Origin of the sequence: Shinella agrisoli (assembly GCF_046557955.1) — a bacterium.
Classification (GTDB): Bacteria; Pseudomonadota; Alphaproteobacteria; order Rhizobiales; family Rhizobiaceae; genus Shinella.
The window spans coordinates 54292-67661 of the sequence record NZ_JBJIEP010000028.1; the positions used below are offsets into that span (position 1 = coordinate 54292).

18 protein-coding genes are annotated in these 13370 nt (G+C 62.4%); 12 read left to right on the forward strand and 6 right to left on the reverse strand.

The window, feature by feature from the left end; all coding sequences use genetic code 11:
- Positions 1-8 precede the first annotated feature (8 nt).
- The gene (locus ACIIOY_RS23175) at positions 9-1052 is read right to left on the reverse strand and encodes a Fe(3+) ABC transporter substrate-binding protein (protein WP_411037034.1); all 1044 of its coding nucleotides are present in this window, start codon (positions 1050-1052) and stop codon (positions 9-11) included.
- Positions 1053-1233: 181 nt separating this feature from the next.
- Between ACIIOY_RS23175 and rirA the strand changes: the two genes are divergently transcribed.
- A complete protein-coding gene (gene rirA, locus ACIIOY_RS23180; RefSeq protein ID WP_411037035.1) occupies positions 1234-1698 on the forward strand; it encodes an iron-responsive transcriptional regulator RirA in 465 nt (154 codons plus the stop codon).
- Between the two features lie 12 nt (positions 1699-1710).
- On the opposite strand, the gene ACIIOY_RS23185 is transcribed toward rirA, so the two are convergent.
- Together ACIIOY_RS23185 and ACIIOY_RS23190 are read right to left on the reverse strand one after the other, a co-directional pair.
- Entirely contained in the window at positions 1711-2124 is a 414-nt protein-coding gene (locus ACIIOY_RS23185; RefSeq protein ID WP_411037036.1) for a response regulator, read from the reverse strand.
- A gap of 130 nt (positions 2125-2254) precedes the next feature.
- Positions 2255-2974, reverse strand: a complete 720-nt coding sequence (locus tag ACIIOY_RS23190; protein ID WP_411037037.1) for a helix-turn-helix transcriptional regulator — start codon at positions 2972-2974, stop codon at positions 2255-2257.
- A 423-nt stretch (positions 2975-3397) separates the two neighbouring features.
- On the opposite strand from ACIIOY_RS23190, the gene ACIIOY_RS23195 reads away from it, so the two are divergent.
- The 6 genes from ACIIOY_RS23195 (at position 3398) to ACIIOY_RS23220 (ending at position 9224) form a co-directional block, all read left to right on the forward strand.
- Complete coding sequence (locus ACIIOY_RS23195) at positions 3398-4993, forward strand: ABC transporter substrate-binding protein (RefSeq protein WP_411037038.1); 1596 nt, start codon at positions 3398-3400, stop codon at positions 4991-4993.
- 103 nt (positions 4994-5096) lie between these two features.
- Positions 5097-6101, forward strand: coding sequence for an ABC transporter permease subunit (locus ACIIOY_RS23200; protein ID WP_411037039.1), 1005 nt, complete (start codon positions 5097-5099; stop codon positions 6099-6101).
- Positions 6102-6111: 10 nt separating this feature from the next.
- Positions 6112-7020: an ABC transporter permease subunit gene (locus tag ACIIOY_RS23205; RefSeq protein WP_411037040.1), complete on the forward strand. Its 909-nt coding sequence runs from the start codon at positions 6112-6114 to the stop codon at positions 7018-7020.
- Positions 7020-7874 carry an ABC transporter ATP-binding protein gene (locus ACIIOY_RS23210; protein ID WP_411037041.1) on the forward strand — a complete coding sequence of 285 codons (855 nt, stop codon included), beginning with the start codon at positions 7020-7022 and terminating at the stop codon, positions 7872-7874. The genes ACIIOY_RS23205 and ACIIOY_RS23210 overlap by 1 nt, the downstream gene beginning before the upstream one ends.
- Entirely contained in the window at positions 7871-8701 is an 831-nt protein-coding gene (locus ACIIOY_RS23215) for a dipeptide ABC transporter ATP-binding protein (protein WP_411037042.1), read from the forward strand. Before ACIIOY_RS23210 ends, ACIIOY_RS23215 begins: the two co-directional genes overlap by 4 nt.
- 13 nt (positions 8702-8714) lie before the next feature.
- Positions 8715-9224: a gluconokinase gene (locus ACIIOY_RS23220; RefSeq protein ID WP_411037043.1), complete on the forward strand. Its 510-nt coding sequence runs from the start codon at positions 8715-8717 to the stop codon at positions 9222-9224.
- Positions 9225-9274: 50 nt separating this feature from the next.
- Here the strand turns inward: ACIIOY_RS23220 and ACIIOY_RS23225 are convergent, their stop codons facing one another.
- The gene (locus tag ACIIOY_RS23225) at positions 9275-10075 is read right to left on the reverse strand and encodes a response regulator (protein WP_411037044.1); all 801 of its coding nucleotides are present in this window, start codon (positions 10073-10075) and stop codon (positions 9275-9277) included.
- Between the two features lie 149 nt (positions 10076-10224).
- Between ACIIOY_RS23225 and ACIIOY_RS23230 the strand changes: the two genes are divergently transcribed.
- Positions 10225-10422 (forward strand): NepR family anti-sigma factor, encoded by a 198-nt coding sequence (locus ACIIOY_RS23230; protein WP_411037045.1) that lies wholly within the window; start codon positions 10225-10227, stop codon positions 10420-10422.
- A gap of 76 nt (positions 10423-10498) precedes the next feature.
- Here ACIIOY_RS23230 and ACIIOY_RS23235 read toward each other — a convergent pair whose 3' ends face one another.
- Entirely contained in the window at positions 10499-10759 is a 261-nt protein-coding gene (locus ACIIOY_RS23235) for a YMGG-like glycine zipper-containing protein (RefSeq protein ID WP_411037046.1), read from the reverse strand.
- Positions 10760-10788: 29 nt separating this feature from the next.
- Positions 10789-10944 (reverse strand): DUF3309 family protein, encoded by a 156-nt coding sequence (locus ACIIOY_RS23240; protein ID WP_411037047.1) that lies wholly within the window; start codon positions 10942-10944, stop codon positions 10789-10791.
- Between the two features lie 163 nt (positions 10945-11107).
- On the opposite strand from ACIIOY_RS23240, the gene ACIIOY_RS23245 reads away from it, so the two are divergent.
- The 4 genes from ACIIOY_RS23245 (at position 11108) to ACIIOY_RS23260 (ending at position 12686) form a co-directional block, all read left to right on the forward strand.
- On the forward strand, positions 11108-11440 hold the full coding sequence (locus ACIIOY_RS23245; RefSeq protein WP_411037048.1) for a hypothetical protein: 333 nt from the start codon (positions 11108-11110) through the stop codon (positions 11438-11440).
- An 83-nt stretch (positions 11441-11523) separates the two neighbouring features.
- Positions 11524-11721: a CsbD family protein gene (locus ACIIOY_RS23250; RefSeq protein WP_203317657.1), complete on the forward strand. Its 198-nt coding sequence runs from the start codon at positions 11524-11526 to the stop codon at positions 11719-11721.
- A 169-nt stretch (positions 11722-11890) separates the two neighbouring features.
- Positions 11891-12055, forward strand: a complete 165-nt coding sequence (locus ACIIOY_RS23255) for a DUF1328 domain-containing protein (protein WP_023514833.1) — start codon at positions 11891-11893, stop codon at positions 12053-12055.
- Between the two features lie 130 nt (positions 12056-12185).
- Positions 12186-12686: a TIGR00645 family protein gene (locus tag ACIIOY_RS23260; protein WP_411037049.1), complete on the forward strand. Its 501-nt coding sequence runs from the start codon at positions 12186-12188 to the stop codon at positions 12684-12686.
- Positions 12687-13370 lie beyond the last annotated feature (684 nt).

A 13370-nucleotide genomic window follows, 5' to 3' on the forward strand; every position in this document is an offset into this window, starting at 1 on the left:
AGCTCGCCTTACTGCGACGGGCCGTCGTTGTAGCCGACCTTGTCGACCAGTTCGGAGGCCTTCTTGCGGTTCGCCGCGATGTCGACGAGCGGCAGCGGGTCGGGCTTCAGCGTGCCGAAGGACTTCACGATCTCGGAAGGTTCCGCACCCGGCAGGACCGGATATTCGAACACCTGCTCGGCATAGATCTTCTGCGCGGTGCCGGCGGAGAGGAATTCCATCAGCTTCAACGCATTTTCCTTGTTCGGTGCATTCTTGGCGAGCGCCATGCCGGAGACGTTGACATGCGTGCCGCGGTCGTTCGCGTTCGGGAAGAGGACCTTGATGGCGGCAGCCCAGTCCTTCTGCTCCGGCTCCTTCTCGTTGGTGATCATGAGGCCGACATAATAGGAGTTGCCGAGCGCCAGGTCGCATTCGCCGGCGAGGATCGCCTTGGCCTGGTCGCGGTCTCCGCCGTCCGGCTTGCGGGCAAGGTTGTTCTTCAGGCCCGTCAGCCATTCTTCCGCCTTGGCTTCGCCGTGCTGGGCGATCATCGAGGCGATCAGGCCGATATTGTAGGAGTGCTGGCCGTCACGGGTGCAGATCTTGCCTTTCCACTTGGGGTCGGCGAGTTCCTCGTAGGTGATCTCGTTCTGGGCGACGCGCTCCTTGGAGGCGTAGACGACGCGTGCGCGGGTGGTGAGGCCGAACCAGTTGCCGTCCGGATCGCGGTACTGGGCCGGAATGTCCTTGTTGATGACGTCGCTCTGGACCGGCTGCGTGACGCCGCCGTCCTTGGCTTCCGTCAGGCGCGCGATGTCGACCGTCAGGATGACGTCGGCCGGCGAATTCGCGCCCTCGGCCTGAATGCGCTCGACAAGGCCCTTGTCGAGGAAGAGCACGTTGGCGGTGATGCCCGTTTCCTTCTTGAACTCGTCGAGCAGCGGCTGGATGAGGTCCGGCTGACGATAGGAGTAGATGTTGACTTCACCCTCTGCGTAAGCGGGTAGCGCGAGCGCCAGGCCGGCGGTCGAAAGGGCAAGGGCGGCAAGCGAAGTCTTCGGCAGTTGCATCGGTTCCTCCTATCGGATTTATTCTTGACTGCTAAAGTTGTGTTTACCGGCTTGCCCCCGGCAGTCAACCGTGTCACCACTGGCATAACATGAATGTGATTTTCCGCTTTTTTGGAATTGTTCCAAACTGCGATCCGTCCTATATGTCGTAAGACCTGAAAAACCGGATTCGGAGTTCCCGATGCGACTGACGAAACAAACCAACTATGCCGTGCGCATGTTGATGTACTGCGCGGCCAATGGTGAAAAGCTCAGCCGCATCCCGGAGATCGCCAGGGCTTACGGGGTGTCGGAGCTGTTCCTGTTCAAGATCCTCCAGCCGCTGACCAGGGCGGGTCTCGTGGAGACCGTGCGCGGCCGCAACGGCGGCGTGCGCCTGCCCAAGCCCGCGTCGCAGATCACGCTGTTCGACGTTGTCCGGGTGACGGAGGATTCCTTCGCCATGGCGGAATGTTTCGAGGCGGGCGAGATCGAATGCCCGCTCGTTGACAGCTGCGGCCTGAACTCCGCGCTGCGCAAGGCGCTGAACGCCTTCTTCGAGGTACTCCAGCAATATACGATCGACGACCTCGTCAAGGCGCGTCCGCAGATCGGCATGCTGCTCGGTCTCGAGAACGCGCCGGTCGCCCAGCAGCCGGCGGCCTGACGCTGCTCCTGCCTATATTCCGGCGCCGGCCCCGGCGTCGCGCTTCACATATTCCTGCAGGATGAATTCGATGGCCGTCGGATCGAGTTCCGCCTTGTCGATCCGGAAGTCGACGCCGTAATCTTCGATCTTCTGGAAATAGGCGTCGCTGATCGATGACGAGATGACGCCGACCGGGCCGATATAGCCGGCGCGGCGCAACTCCGGCACGGTCTCGCGGAAATCCGCCTGCGGCTGGAGCCGGTTGTCCATCAGGATCATGTCGAGCCCCACGCCGGACGAGCGGATGAAATCGAGCGCGCCCTCCACCGTCTCCACATAGTGCAGCGTGATCGCATAGCTCGTCACCTTGCGCATCAGCGCACTGAGAATGACGTTTTCCGCGGGATCGTCATCGACGAGCAGGATGTGCACTTGTGCTGTCATGATGGTAGGTGAACCTATTGCATCCGGGAAGCGGCGGGCCTCGAAAAGCCGCGGCTACTCTCATCCAGGCTGCGAATATTAACAAGTCCCTAACTCTGCTATCCGTAACGTTGCGGACCGGTTCGCGATGCTACTGGATGATCTGTTCGCGGATCGCCTTGGCGACCATCTGCGTGCGGTTGACCACGTCGAGCTTCTTCAGGATCGTCGCCGTGTGCGAGTTCACCGTATGCTCGGAGACGGAGACGATGAGCGCGATCTCGCTCGCCGTCTTGCCGTAGGAGATCCAGCGCAGGATTTCCGTTTCCCGTGGCGTCAGGCCCATGCCCGCCTTGTTGGCGAGAACCTGCCGGTGGAAATAGTCGAAGGCGCAGCTCGCCTCGTAGCAGATCTCGAAATGCTCGTTGCGGCCGATGTCGTCGCCGTCGCCGAGGAAGAGCACGACGTAGCGCGTGCCGGTGACCGAATGGACCGGAACCGACAGCGCCATGTCGAACCCGATCTGGTCGAGGAAGTCGGCTCCCTCGGCAGAGCCGTTCTCCGCCATGTCCGCGCTGCGCCAGACCGCCGGGATCGTGGACTTGTAGAAGCTCTTGAAGAGCGCGGAGTCGTTGAGGCGATGGCGCTTGTCGTATGTCTCGGCAAGGCCGGCCGGAAGATCGTGTAGCATCAGGCGGTTGGCGAGCAGGCTGTTCTCGTGCTCGTTCGTCAGCTGGAGCACGCCGAAGTGCTCGAAGCCGTGGCGCAATGCCATCGTGTGGAAGATACGAAAGAAGTCGACGCGATTGAGAGCCTTCTCCAGATCGCCTTCGAAATCGTACCTCCTGAATTGCTTGCTCAATACGGGCACGTGGCCTCCACCCCCAGATTCCACGCGACACAATCTAGCGCCGCAATCCCCGGCGGCAAAGGGTTTTGCTGGACAATTTCGCGCCGGCGCGGCGTTTTCTCGCCACGCGGCACGCTAACCGGCTGGTGCGGAAGGGGAAAATGAAAGAGGGCTTGCCCCTTTCCTTCGTCGTTCCCTCATGGCACGGCCGCCGTGCCGCAGATGAGGATTGACGATCGCGGCCGGGCTGATTCGCAATGGCTTTTGGAGCGGTTACTAATGCTGTGGAGATTAATGTTCCGGGGATTTTTCCGTTTGGACAAATTTGTCCGCGGACTTATTGCAATCCTGCGGCAAATGTCGTTCCATCCGCGCACGGCCGGGGCTGGATGTGCGCCCGTGCCCGCAACAAGAGAACAAAAAAGCAAACCTGGGAAGCTCACTATGAAAAAGCTGACTACTCTCTTCGCAGCGACGGCGCTTGCCTCGCTGATGGCGTCCGCAGCCTGGTCGAAGACGTTCGTCTACTGCTCGGAAGCGTCGCCGGAAGGCTTCGACCCCGGCCTCTACACGGGCGGTCAGACCTTCGACGCGGCAGCGCACACGGTCTATAACCGTCTGGTGGAGTTCAAGCGCGGCACGACGGAAATCGAGCCTGCCCTTGCCGAGAGCTGGGACATTTCGGCGGACGGCAAGGAATATACCTTCAAGCTTCGCAAGGGCGTGAAGTTCCAGACGACCGAATACTTCACGCCGACGCGTGAGCTGAACGCCGACGACGTGATCTTCTCTTTCGAGCGCCAGTACAAGCAGGACAACCCGTGGAACAAGTACGTCCCGGGTGCATCCTGGGAATACTTCTCCGGCATGGGCCTGCCGGATGTCATCGACAAGATCGAGAAGATCGACGACCTGACGGTCAAGATCACGCTGAAGCGTCCGGAAGCGCCGCTGCTGGCGAACCTCGGCATGCCCTTCATCTCGATCGTGTCGAAGGAATACGCCGACAAGCTTCAGGCTGACGGCAAGATGGAGCTGATGAATCAGCAGCCGCTCGGCACCGGTCCCTTCACCTTCGTCGCCTACCAGCCGGACGCGGCGATCCGCTACAAGGCCAACCCGGACTATTGGGGCGGCAAGCAGGCGATCGACGACCTCGTCTTCGCGATCACCCCGGATGCCGCGGTTCGCGCCCAGAAGCTGAAGGCCGGCGAATGCCACCTGATGTCCTATCCGAACGCCGCCGACGTCGCCGAGCTGAAGACCGATCCGAACCTCGCCGTCTCCGAGCAGGCCGGCCTCAACGTCGCCTACCTTGCGTACAACACGCTCGTTCCGCCGTTCGACAAGGTCGAGGTCCGCAAGGCCCTCAACATGGCGATCAACCGGCAGGCCATCGTCGACGCGGTCTTCCAGGGCGCGGCAACCGTCGCCAAGAACCCGATCCCGCCGACCATGTGGTCGTACAACGATGCCGTCGAGGACGACAAGTACGATCCGGAAGCGGCCAAGAAGTTGCTCGAGGAAGCCGGCGCCGCCGGTCTCAAGATGAAGATCTGGGCCATGCCCGTCGCGCGTCCGTACATGCTGAACGCCCGCCGTGCCGCGGAGCTGATGCAGGCCGACCTTGCCAAGGTCGGCGTCGAAGTCGAGATCGTCTCCTACGAATGGGCCGAATACCTGAAGCTCTCCTCCGACAAGGACCGCGACGGCGCGGTCATCCTCGGCTGGACGGGCGACAACGGCGACCCGGACAACTTCCTCGACACCCTGCTCGGCTGCGATGCCGTCGGCGGCAACAACCGCGCGCAGTGGTGCAACAAGGAATTCGACGACCTCGTCACGAAGGCGAAGGAAACCTCCGACGTTGCAGAGCGCACGAAGCTCTATGAAGAGGCGCAGGTCGTCTTCAAGCGCGAGGCTCCCTGGAACACGATCGACCACTCGCTCGCCGTCGTTCCGATGAGCAAGAAGGTCTCGGGCTTCGTCCAGTCCCCGCTCGGCGACTTCGTCTTCGAGGGCGTGGACATCGCCGAGTAATATCGGTTAATACGACAAAGGCACGCCGCTAAGAGCGTGTTATGGCCGGCGGCTCGAAGACATTCGGGCCGCCGGTTTTTCAAGAAGAAGGGATTTGGCTCCCATGTTGCGCTTTATCTTCGGGCGGCTTGCCGTCCTGATACCCACGTTCATCGGGGTATCGCTCATCGCGTTCTCCTTCATCCGTTTGCTGCCGGGCGATCCGGTCATGCTGATGTCGGGCGAGCGCGTGATGTCGCCGGAACGGCACGCCGAGCTCATGCACCAGCTCGGCCTCGACCGGCCGATGTACATCCAGTACTTCGATTATCTGACCGGCCTGCTGACGGGCGACTTCGGCTCGTCGATCGTCACCAAGCGGCCGGTGCTCGACGACTTCCTGAACCTCTTTCCCGCCACGCTGGAACTGTCGCTCTGTGCCATCCTGCTTGCCGTCATCCTCGGCATTCCGGCCGGCGTGCTCGCCGCGGTGAAACGGGGAACCTGGCTCGACCAGTCGATCATGGGCGTCGCCCTCGTCGGTTATTCGATGCCGATCTTCTGGTGGGGTCTGCTGCTCATCATCTTCTTCTCCGGCTATCTCGGCTGGACGCCGGTCTCGGGACGCATCTCGCTGATGTACTTCTTCCCGCAGGTCACCGGTTTCATGCTGATCGACAGCCTGATCTCGGGGCAGGCGGGTGCCTTCAAGTCGGCGGCGACCTACCTGATCCTGCCGACCGTGGTGCTCGCGACGATCCCGCTTGCGGTCATCGCGCGCCAGACCCGTTCGGCCATGCTCGAGGTCCTGGGCGAGGACTATGTCCGCACCGCCCGCGCCAAGGGCCTCTCGTCCTTCCGCGTCATCGGCATCCATGCGCTGCGCAACGCGATGATCCCCGTCATCACCACGATCGGCCTTCAGGTCGGCGTGCTGCTGGCGGGCGCCATCCTCACCGAGACGATCTTCTCCTGGCCGGGCATCGGCAAGTGGATGGTCGACAGCGTCTTCAAGCGCGACTATGCCGTGGTGCAGGGCGGGCTGATGCTGATCGCCGCCGTCATCATGATCGTCAACCTCGTGGTCGACCTGCTCTACGGCTGGGTCAACCCGCGCATCCGGCACTAGGAGGCGGTCCATGAGTGCTATTCAGAACGCGGCCGAAACGAAGACGGGCGGTGCGCCGCCCTCCGGCCTTTCCGAATTCTGGTTCTATTTCTCGCGCAACAAGGGCGCGGTCATCGGCCTCGCCGTCTTCCTGGTGATCCTGGTCCTGGCGGTCTTTGCGCCCGTCTTCGCGCCGCACAGCCCGAGCATCCAGAACCGCGAACTCCTTCTCCTGCCGCCCGTCTTCCAGGAGGGCGGAACCTGGGGCCATATCCTCGGCACGGATGCCGTCGGCCGCGACATCCTCTCGCGCCTCATCTACGGCGCGCGCTTCTCGCTCTTCATCGGCCTCGTCGTCGTGACGCTGTCGGTGATCTCGGGCGTGCTCATCGGTCTCGTCGCCGGCTATTTCCGTGGCCGTGTCGATACTTTCATCATGCGCATCATGGATATCATCCTGGCCTTCCCTTCGCTGCTGCTCGCCCTCGTGCTGGTGGCGGTCCTGGGGCCGGGCCTGCTCAACGCCATGATCGCCATCTCGCTCGTCAACCAGCCGCACTTCGTGCGCCTGACGCGTGCGGCGGTGATGACGGAAAAGTCGAAGGATTATGTCGTCGGATCCAAGGTGGCCGGTGCGGGCACGCTGCGGCTCATGTTCCTGACGATCCTGCCGAACTGCCTTGCGCCGCTCATCGTCCAGGCGACGCTCGCCTTCTCGGCGGCGATCCTCGATGCGGCCGCCCTCGGCTTCCTCGGCATGGGCGCCCAGCCGCCGACGCCGGAATGGGGCACGATGCTCGCCGAGGCGCGCGAATTCATCCAGCGCGCCTGGTGGGTCGTCACCTTCCCCGGCCTTGCCATCCTCATCACCGTGCTTGCCATCAACCTCATGGGTGACGGCCTGCGCGACGCCCTCGATCCCAAGCTGAAGAGGTCGTGATGTCGCTTCTCGAAATCAAAAACCTCACCGTCGAATTCCAGACGGCCTCCGGTCCCTTCCGCGCCGTGGACGGCGTTTCGCTCAAGGTCGACGAGGGCGAAGTCCTCGCCATCGTCGGCGAGTCGGGCTCCGGCAAGTCCGTCGCCATGCTCGCCGCCATGGGGCTTCTGCCCTGGACGGCGAAGGTGACGGCGGACGTGCTCACCTTCAACGGTCGCGACATGCAGGCCATGTCCGACGGCGAGCGGCGCAAGATCATCGGCAAGGACATCGCCATGATCTTCCAGGAGCCGATCGCCAGCCTGAACCCGTGCTTCACGGTGGGCTACCAGATCGAGGAAGTGCTGCGCATCCACACCGATCTTTCCCGCAGGGCACGCCGCACCCGGGCGATCGAACTCTTCCAGTCGGTCGGCATTCCGAACCCGGAGGAGCGCCTCGGCCACTATCCGCACCAGATGTCGGGCGGCCAGTGCCAGCGCGTGATGATCGCGACAGCGCTCGCCTGCAACCCGAAGCTCCTCATCGCCGACGAGCCGACGACCGCGCTCGACGTGACGATCCAGAAGCAGATCCTCGATCTCCTGATGAAGCTCCAGGCCGAACACGGCATGGGCCTCATCATGATCACCCACGACATGGGCGTCGTCGCCGAGACCGCCGACCGCGTCATCGTGCAGTACAAGGGCCGCAAGATCGAGGAGGCCGACGTGCTGTCGCTGTTCTCGGCGCCGAAGAGCGTCTACACGAAGGCGCTGCTCTCGGCCCTGCCGGAAAACGCCACCGGCGGCCGCCTGCCGACGATCACGGAAAAACTGACGGACGCCGAGATTTTCGAGGGAGCCGCCCGATGACCCCCGTACTCGAAGCGCGCGACTTGAAGCGCGACTACCATATCCCCGGCAGCCTGTTCAAACCGGCCAAGACCGTTCGCGCCGTCAAGGGCGTCAGCTTCAAGGTCGAGGAGGGCAAGACGCTCGCCATCGTCGGCGAAAGCGGCTGCGGCAAGTCCACCCTGGCCCGCATGGTCACGATGATCGACCCGATCACCGAGGGCGAAATGCTGATCGACGGCCGCAAGATCGACATCGCCCACGAGCCGCTTACCTCCGAGATGCGCAGCAAGGTGCAGATCGTCTTCCAGAACCCCTACGGCTCGCTCAACCCGCGCAAGAAGATCGGCGACATCCTGACCGAGCCGCTGGTCATCAACACCAAGATCCCGGCAGGCGAACGGCGTGACCGCGCCATGGCCATGCTGAAGAAGGTGGGGCTGGAGGAGAAGCATTACGGGCGCTACCCGCACATGTTCTCCGGCGGCCAGCGCCAGCGCGTGGCGATCGCCCGCGCGCTGATGCTGAACCCGCGCCTTCTCGTGCTCGACGAGCCGGTTTCGGCGCTGGATCTTTCGGTTCAGGCCCAGGTGCTCAACCTGCTGGCCGACCTGCAGGACGAATTCCACCTGACCTACGTGTTCATCAGCCACGACCTTTCGGTCGTGCGCCACATCGCCGATGACGTGATGGTGATGTATTTCGGCGAGGCGGTGGAATACGGCAGCCGCGATCAGGTTTTCGAGGCCCCGCAGCACAGCTATACGAAGACCCTCTTCGCCGCGACGCCCCGCGTGGACGTCGACGCCATCCGCGCCCGCATCGAACGGCGCAAGCGGGCGGCCTGATAGGACGCGGTTCATGACCGGCGCGCGGGCGATCGTCGTCATGGGCGTTTCCGGCTGCGGCAAGACCTCGGTCGCCGAGGGCCTTGCCGCGGCTCTTCCCGCCGCCTTCATCGAAGGCGACAGCCTGCATCCGGCCGCCAATGTCGAGAAGATGTCCCGCGGCATCCCGCTGACCGACGCGGACCGCTGGCCCTGGCTCGACACGATCGGCCGGGCGCTTGCCGACCGGCTTGCCGAGGGCAGGAGCGTCGTCGTCTCCTGCTCGGCCTTGAAGAAGGCCTATCGCGACCGCCTGCGCCATGCTGCCGGCGGTTCGCTCGCCTTCGTCTTCCTGAAGGGGAGCCGTGAGCTGCTGATGACCCGCATGGCCGCGCGCAAGGGCCACTTCATGCCCGTCAGCCTGCTCGACAGCCAGCTCGCGACGCTGGAGGACCCGTCCGGCGAACCGGGCGTGGTGACGGTCGACATCGACGCGCCGGTCGAAAGGATCGTCGCGGCCGCTCTTGCCGCGTTGGAAGGCTGAAACGAAAAGGCCCGCGCGAGCGGGCCTTCGGTCTGCGTGCCTTGCCTGCCTCAGGCCGACTTTGCGAGCCGCGCCTGCTCGTCGAAGAACAGGGCCTGGCTGATCAGCGCCTTCACCATGTCGGGATTGAACGGCTTGGTGACGAGGAAGGCCGGCTCCGGCTTTTCGCCGGTCAGCAGCCGCTCCGGGAAGGCGGTGATGAAGATCACCGGGATCGTGCTGTTCTTCAGGATGTCGTTCACCGCATCGATGCCCGAGCTGCCGTCGGCAAGCTGGATATCGGCCAGCACCATGCGCGGCGAGGTGCGGTGATAGAGCTCGACCGCTTCGGCATGGGTGCGCGCGATGCCGGTCACGGTGTGGCCGAGGCCCTTGACCATGTCCTCGATGTCCATGGCGATCAGCGGCTCGTCCTCGATGATCATGATGTCGGTTGCGACCTGGCGCGAGATATCGCGCGAAGCCTCGTCGAGCAGCTCGGTGAAACGCTCTTCCGAAATGTCGAGAATGTCCGCGCCCTCGGCGATGTCGAAGCCTTCGACGGCCACGAGCAGGAAGGCCTTGCGCTCTGCCGGCGGCAGGTTGGCAAGGTTTGCGGCCGCCTGCCGTTCCCAGCCGAAGGGCGAGGTGTTCTCCGGAAGCGTGACGTCCAGATTTTCGAAGAGCGTGCAATAGAGCCGGTAGAGCGCGTTGCGGTCGCTGCGCCCCTCCGGATAGAGCGAGATATCGGCAACGAGCGCTTCGAGCATGGCGGCGACATAGGCGTCACCGGATGTCTGCGAACCCGTCACGGCACGGGAAAACCGCCTCAGATAGGCGAGATGCGGTGCGATACGGGTGGAAAGTGACATTTCGTTCTCCCTGAATATGTTCCGTATCGGAACCGTTTCCGCTAGAGTTCACCATGCGGAAACCTATTGGTAGCATTCTAAGTCTGACTTGCTATTGGGATTCTTGGGCAAAAGGAAGATAGCGGGCGGCACGCGATGGAAACAAGACCATGATCCAGCCCAGTAAAGACGGGAAGCGCAGCAGCGGCAACGCCCCCGCCAAGGCCGCCTTCGACCCGAATGGTCCGATCGGCCGCAAACTCAAATCCTTCTACGACGTTATCGAGACCGAGCCGGTGCCCGACCGCCTGCTGGATCTTCTGGAAAAGCTCGACGAGGCCGAGCGCAGGGCCAAGAGCGGTTCCTGAACGCATCCTTCTTCCCGGTTCAAGACATCAAGAAACGGGCCCGGAGGCCCGTTTTCGTTGAGCAGGCATGGGCCGGTTAGCGGCAACGAGCCTCGTAGCGGCGGCCGTAGCGGTCGCGATAGATGCAGTATCCGCTGCGGTCGGAGCGGGCAATGAGATAACCGGCGGCTCCGCCGACCGCTGCGCCGACGAGCGCTCCGCCTGCGCGGCCCGTTACGGCGCCGCCGATGATGGCGCCCGAGGCTGCACCGATCGCCGTGCCGCGTTCAGTCTGCGTGCAGGCCGAGAGCGTCACCGTGGAGGCGACGAGGCAAAGCGCGATGATGGTATTCTTCATGGTTCCGGCTCCAGGGCTTAGTGGCGGGATCAGATGCGTCCCATGAGGACGAGGATGAGAAGGATGAGGACGATCAGGCCGAGACCGCCGGAAGGGCCATAGCCCCAACCGCGGCTATATCCCCAGTTCGGCAAGGCACCAATCAGAAGAAGAATGAGAATAATAAGAAGAATGGTGCCGAGCATCTGCGCTTCCTTTCATGTCCGGTCGCTACTGAGCGATGCGCCGACAACGGACGACGGGCGATTTTGTTCCCGAAAATGTGAGCGCCCCATCATCGACGCATTCGGGAACTTTCTTGCGTGCCGCTCCGTTGCTTTGCCGATCCGACAGGTGATGGAGAGTGAAATGGAACACATCGCCGCTATAATGCTTCTGGTCGGCTGCGATCCCGGCAGCCTTGCCTGCAAGGAACTGCAAGCGCCGCAGGTGGCGTTTGAAACCATGGAGGAATGCGTCGGCGCGTTGCCGTCCGCCCTCGGCGGCGCGGGCGTCAGCAAGCGTGTCGTGCATGGCCGCTGTGCTGCGATCGACCCCGCCTGGGTGGAGGAGGACGTCGAGATCAGCTGGCGCATGAGCCGCGAAGGCGGCCTGGAGGTCGATGTCCGCCAGGTGGCTCCGCCGGAGGAGGGCGTCGTCGTTGCCGAAAATGCCCATCCGGTTCACGCAAGGATGCATTGAGGGTCGCCCGGAACTTTTCAGGCACCCGACGATTCCCCTTTCGTCAACGCTATCGCGTTCAACGGAACAGAAAGGACAGCGACATGAACTGGGACATCATCGAAGGCAAATGGAACGAATACAAGGGCAAGGCCCAGGCCCAGTGGGGTAAGCTCACCGATGACGACCTCGACGTCATCAAGGGACGCCGTGTTGAGCTTTCGGGCAAGATCCAGCAGCGTTACGGCCTCGCGAAGGAGGAGGCCGAGCGGCAGATCGACGACTGGGCGCGCCGTCACTGACGACGGTCGCGACCCGTCGGTCACCGCTCATGCCGCCGCAGCCGGAAGGCCGCGGCGGCATCGCTGTATAGAAGAGAGCCTGTCACAAACCGGTTTTATTCTGCTGAACCCAAGGGAACCTTTTCCGCCAGCTGCCGTTTTCCTTGCGATACAAGGAAGGAGTTCGAAAATGCTCTATTATGCCGTAGTCTTTCTCGTAATTGCACTTGTCGCCGGCCTGCTCGGCTTCGGCGGTATTGCGGGTGCATCCGCCGGTATCGCGCAGATCCTGTTCTTCGTCTTCCTGGCCCTTCTGGTCCTGTCGCTGATCGCGGGCCTTTTCCGAAGGGCCTGAGGACGAGACTTTCCGCAGAGGGCGGCGTTTGTGGACGCCGCCCTTTTTGCGTCTGGCGGCTGCTCTTGCGGGGTTTTCGGGCATTGTTTATCAGCGTTGCCATCTGCCGAATCCCGTTGGAGCCTGATCGATGAAATCCCTCGAACTGCTGGTCGAACGCATCATCCTGTCGAGCCGCTGGATCCTCGTGGTCTTCTATCTCGGGCTCGTCGCGGCGCTTGCCGTCTATGCCGTCTCGTTCCTTTACAAGTTCGCCAAGGTGGCCACGAACGTCTTCGTCTTCGACGATGCGGAGATGATCCTCGCCATGCTCGGGCTCATCGATGCGGCGCTGGTCGCGAGCCTCATCCTCATGGTGATGATCGCCGGCTACGAAAACTTCGTCAGCCGTTTCGACGACACGGAAACGGATGTCTCCTTCCTCGGCAAGCTCGACGCCGGCAGCCTGAAGATCAAGGTCGCCTCGTCCATCGTTGCGATCTCGTCGATCCACCTGCTGCAGGTCTTCCTCAACGTCCAGCAATATACCGATGCCAAGCTGATGTGGCTGACCCTCATGCATCTGGCCTTCGTGGTCTCGGCCGTGCTGCTCGGCTTCCTCGAGCAGATCATGGGCAAGCTGAAGGGCTGACGCCGTGTCGAATGGGGCAGGGAAGGGGCGCCGCGGATATCCGCCGGCGCCTTTTCTTTGCGCGGAAGTCAAGCGAAAGGAGCGCTTCATCCCCGAAATTCGTCTTATGCACCGGCTGGTTCCGGGGCGTTGGGCCAGCAATTCGGCGTTCGGAGGCCGCTTTCGGCCGTCGGGACGGGATTTCCGGGGGCGAGAATGCCGAACCGGGGCGCCCCGGAGAGGGATTTCAGTGATTTAATTTTTAAAATCATAGGCTTATGAGTTTTTCCAAAAATCTTCATCCCCGCTGTTGACGCCTCAGAATGTTGGGCTTATAACGCGGCCATCGAACGAGAGCGGCTTCGCTTCTGGCGGCGGTTGCTTTTGCTCTGAGGTTTCCTGGAGAAGCGGGTGAGAATTGGGCCTGATTTGGTTCGGGTTTGTTTTGCTGCTTTGGGGGGCTTTGACGGGTTTGCCCGTCGGTTTTTTGACAATTGAAGAGAGAAGAAAGAGAAACGTGGTCGGCGGGGTCGCGGACGGGTTTATGCCTGTCCAGGAAAGAGACTTTGGCGGTCACGTTTATCAAGAGAAGTTACACTGGTTTTCGGGCCTTTCCTTGTGAAGGGCTTTGGAGAACAGGTGTGAAGTTCTCGTCGATTTCGAACGTGATTTGGCCAATGATTGAATTCTCAACATGAGAGTTTG

What these genes read in the sequence shown, in the direction of transcription:
- ACIIOY_RS23220 (WP_411037043.1), top strand. Translation starts at nt 8,715, where the DNA reads ATGACCGGCGCGCGGGCGATCGTCGTCATGGGCGTTTCCGGCTGCGGC.
- ACIIOY_RS23245 (WP_411037048.1), top strand. Translation starts at nt 11,108, where the DNA reads ATGGAACACATCGCCGCTATAATGCTTCTGGTCGGCTGCGATCCCGGC.
- ACIIOY_RS23175 (WP_411037034.1), bottom strand. Translation starts at nt 1,052, where the DNA reads ATGCAACTGCCGAAGACTTCGCTTGCCGCCCTTGCCCTTTCGACCGCC.
- ACIIOY_RS23255 (WP_023514833.1), top strand. Translation starts at nt 11,891, where the DNA reads ATGCTCTATTATGCCGTAGTCTTTCTCGTAATTGCACTTGTCGCCGGC.
- ACIIOY_RS23200 (WP_411037039.1), top strand. Translation starts at nt 5,097, where the DNA reads ATGTTGCGCTTTATCTTCGGGCGGCTTGCCGTCCTGATACCCACGTTC.
- ACIIOY_RS23215 (WP_411037042.1), top strand. Translation starts at nt 7,871, where the DNA reads ATGACCCCCGTACTCGAAGCGCGCGACTTGAAGCGCGACTACCATATC.
- ACIIOY_RS23230 (WP_411037045.1), top strand. Translation starts at nt 10,225, where the DNA reads ATGATCCAGCCCAGTAAAGACGGGAAGCGCAGCAGCGGCAACGCCCCC.
- ACIIOY_RS23205 (WP_411037040.1), top strand. Translation starts at nt 6,112, where the DNA reads ATGAGTGCTATTCAGAACGCGGCCGAAACGAAGACGGGCGGTGCGCCG.
- ACIIOY_RS23250 (WP_203317657.1), top strand. Translation starts at nt 11,524, where the DNA reads ATGAACTGGGACATCATCGAAGGCAAATGGAACGAATACAAGGGCAAG.
- ACIIOY_RS23225 (WP_411037044.1), bottom strand. Translation starts at nt 10,075, where the DNA reads ATGTCACTTTCCACCCGTATCGCACCGCATCTCGCCTATCTGAGGCGG.
- ACIIOY_RS23185 (WP_411037036.1), bottom strand. Translation starts at nt 2,124, where the DNA reads ATGACAGCACAAGTGCACATCCTGCTCGTCGATGACGATCCCGCGGAA.
- ACIIOY_RS23240 (WP_411037047.1), bottom strand. Translation starts at nt 10,944, where the DNA reads ATGCTCGGCACCATTCTTCTTATTATTCTCATTCTTCTTCTGATTGGT.
- ACIIOY_RS23210 (WP_411037041.1), top strand. Translation starts at nt 7,020, where the DNA reads ATGTCGCTTCTCGAAATCAAAAACCTCACCGTCGAATTCCAGACGGCC.
- ACIIOY_RS23195 (WP_411037038.1), top strand. Translation starts at nt 3,398, where the DNA reads ATGAAAAAGCTGACTACTCTCTTCGCAGCGACGGCGCTTGCCTCGCTG.
- ACIIOY_RS23260 (WP_411037049.1), top strand. Translation starts at nt 12,186, where the DNA reads ATGAAATCCCTCGAACTGCTGGTCGAACGCATCATCCTGTCGAGCCGC.
- ACIIOY_RS23235 (WP_411037046.1), bottom strand. Translation starts at nt 10,759, where the DNA reads ATGAAGAATACCATCATCGCGCTTTGCCTCGTCGCCTCCACGGTGACG.
- rirA (WP_411037035.1), top strand. Translation starts at nt 1,234, where the DNA reads ATGCGACTGACGAAACAAACCAACTATGCCGTGCGCATGTTGATGTAC.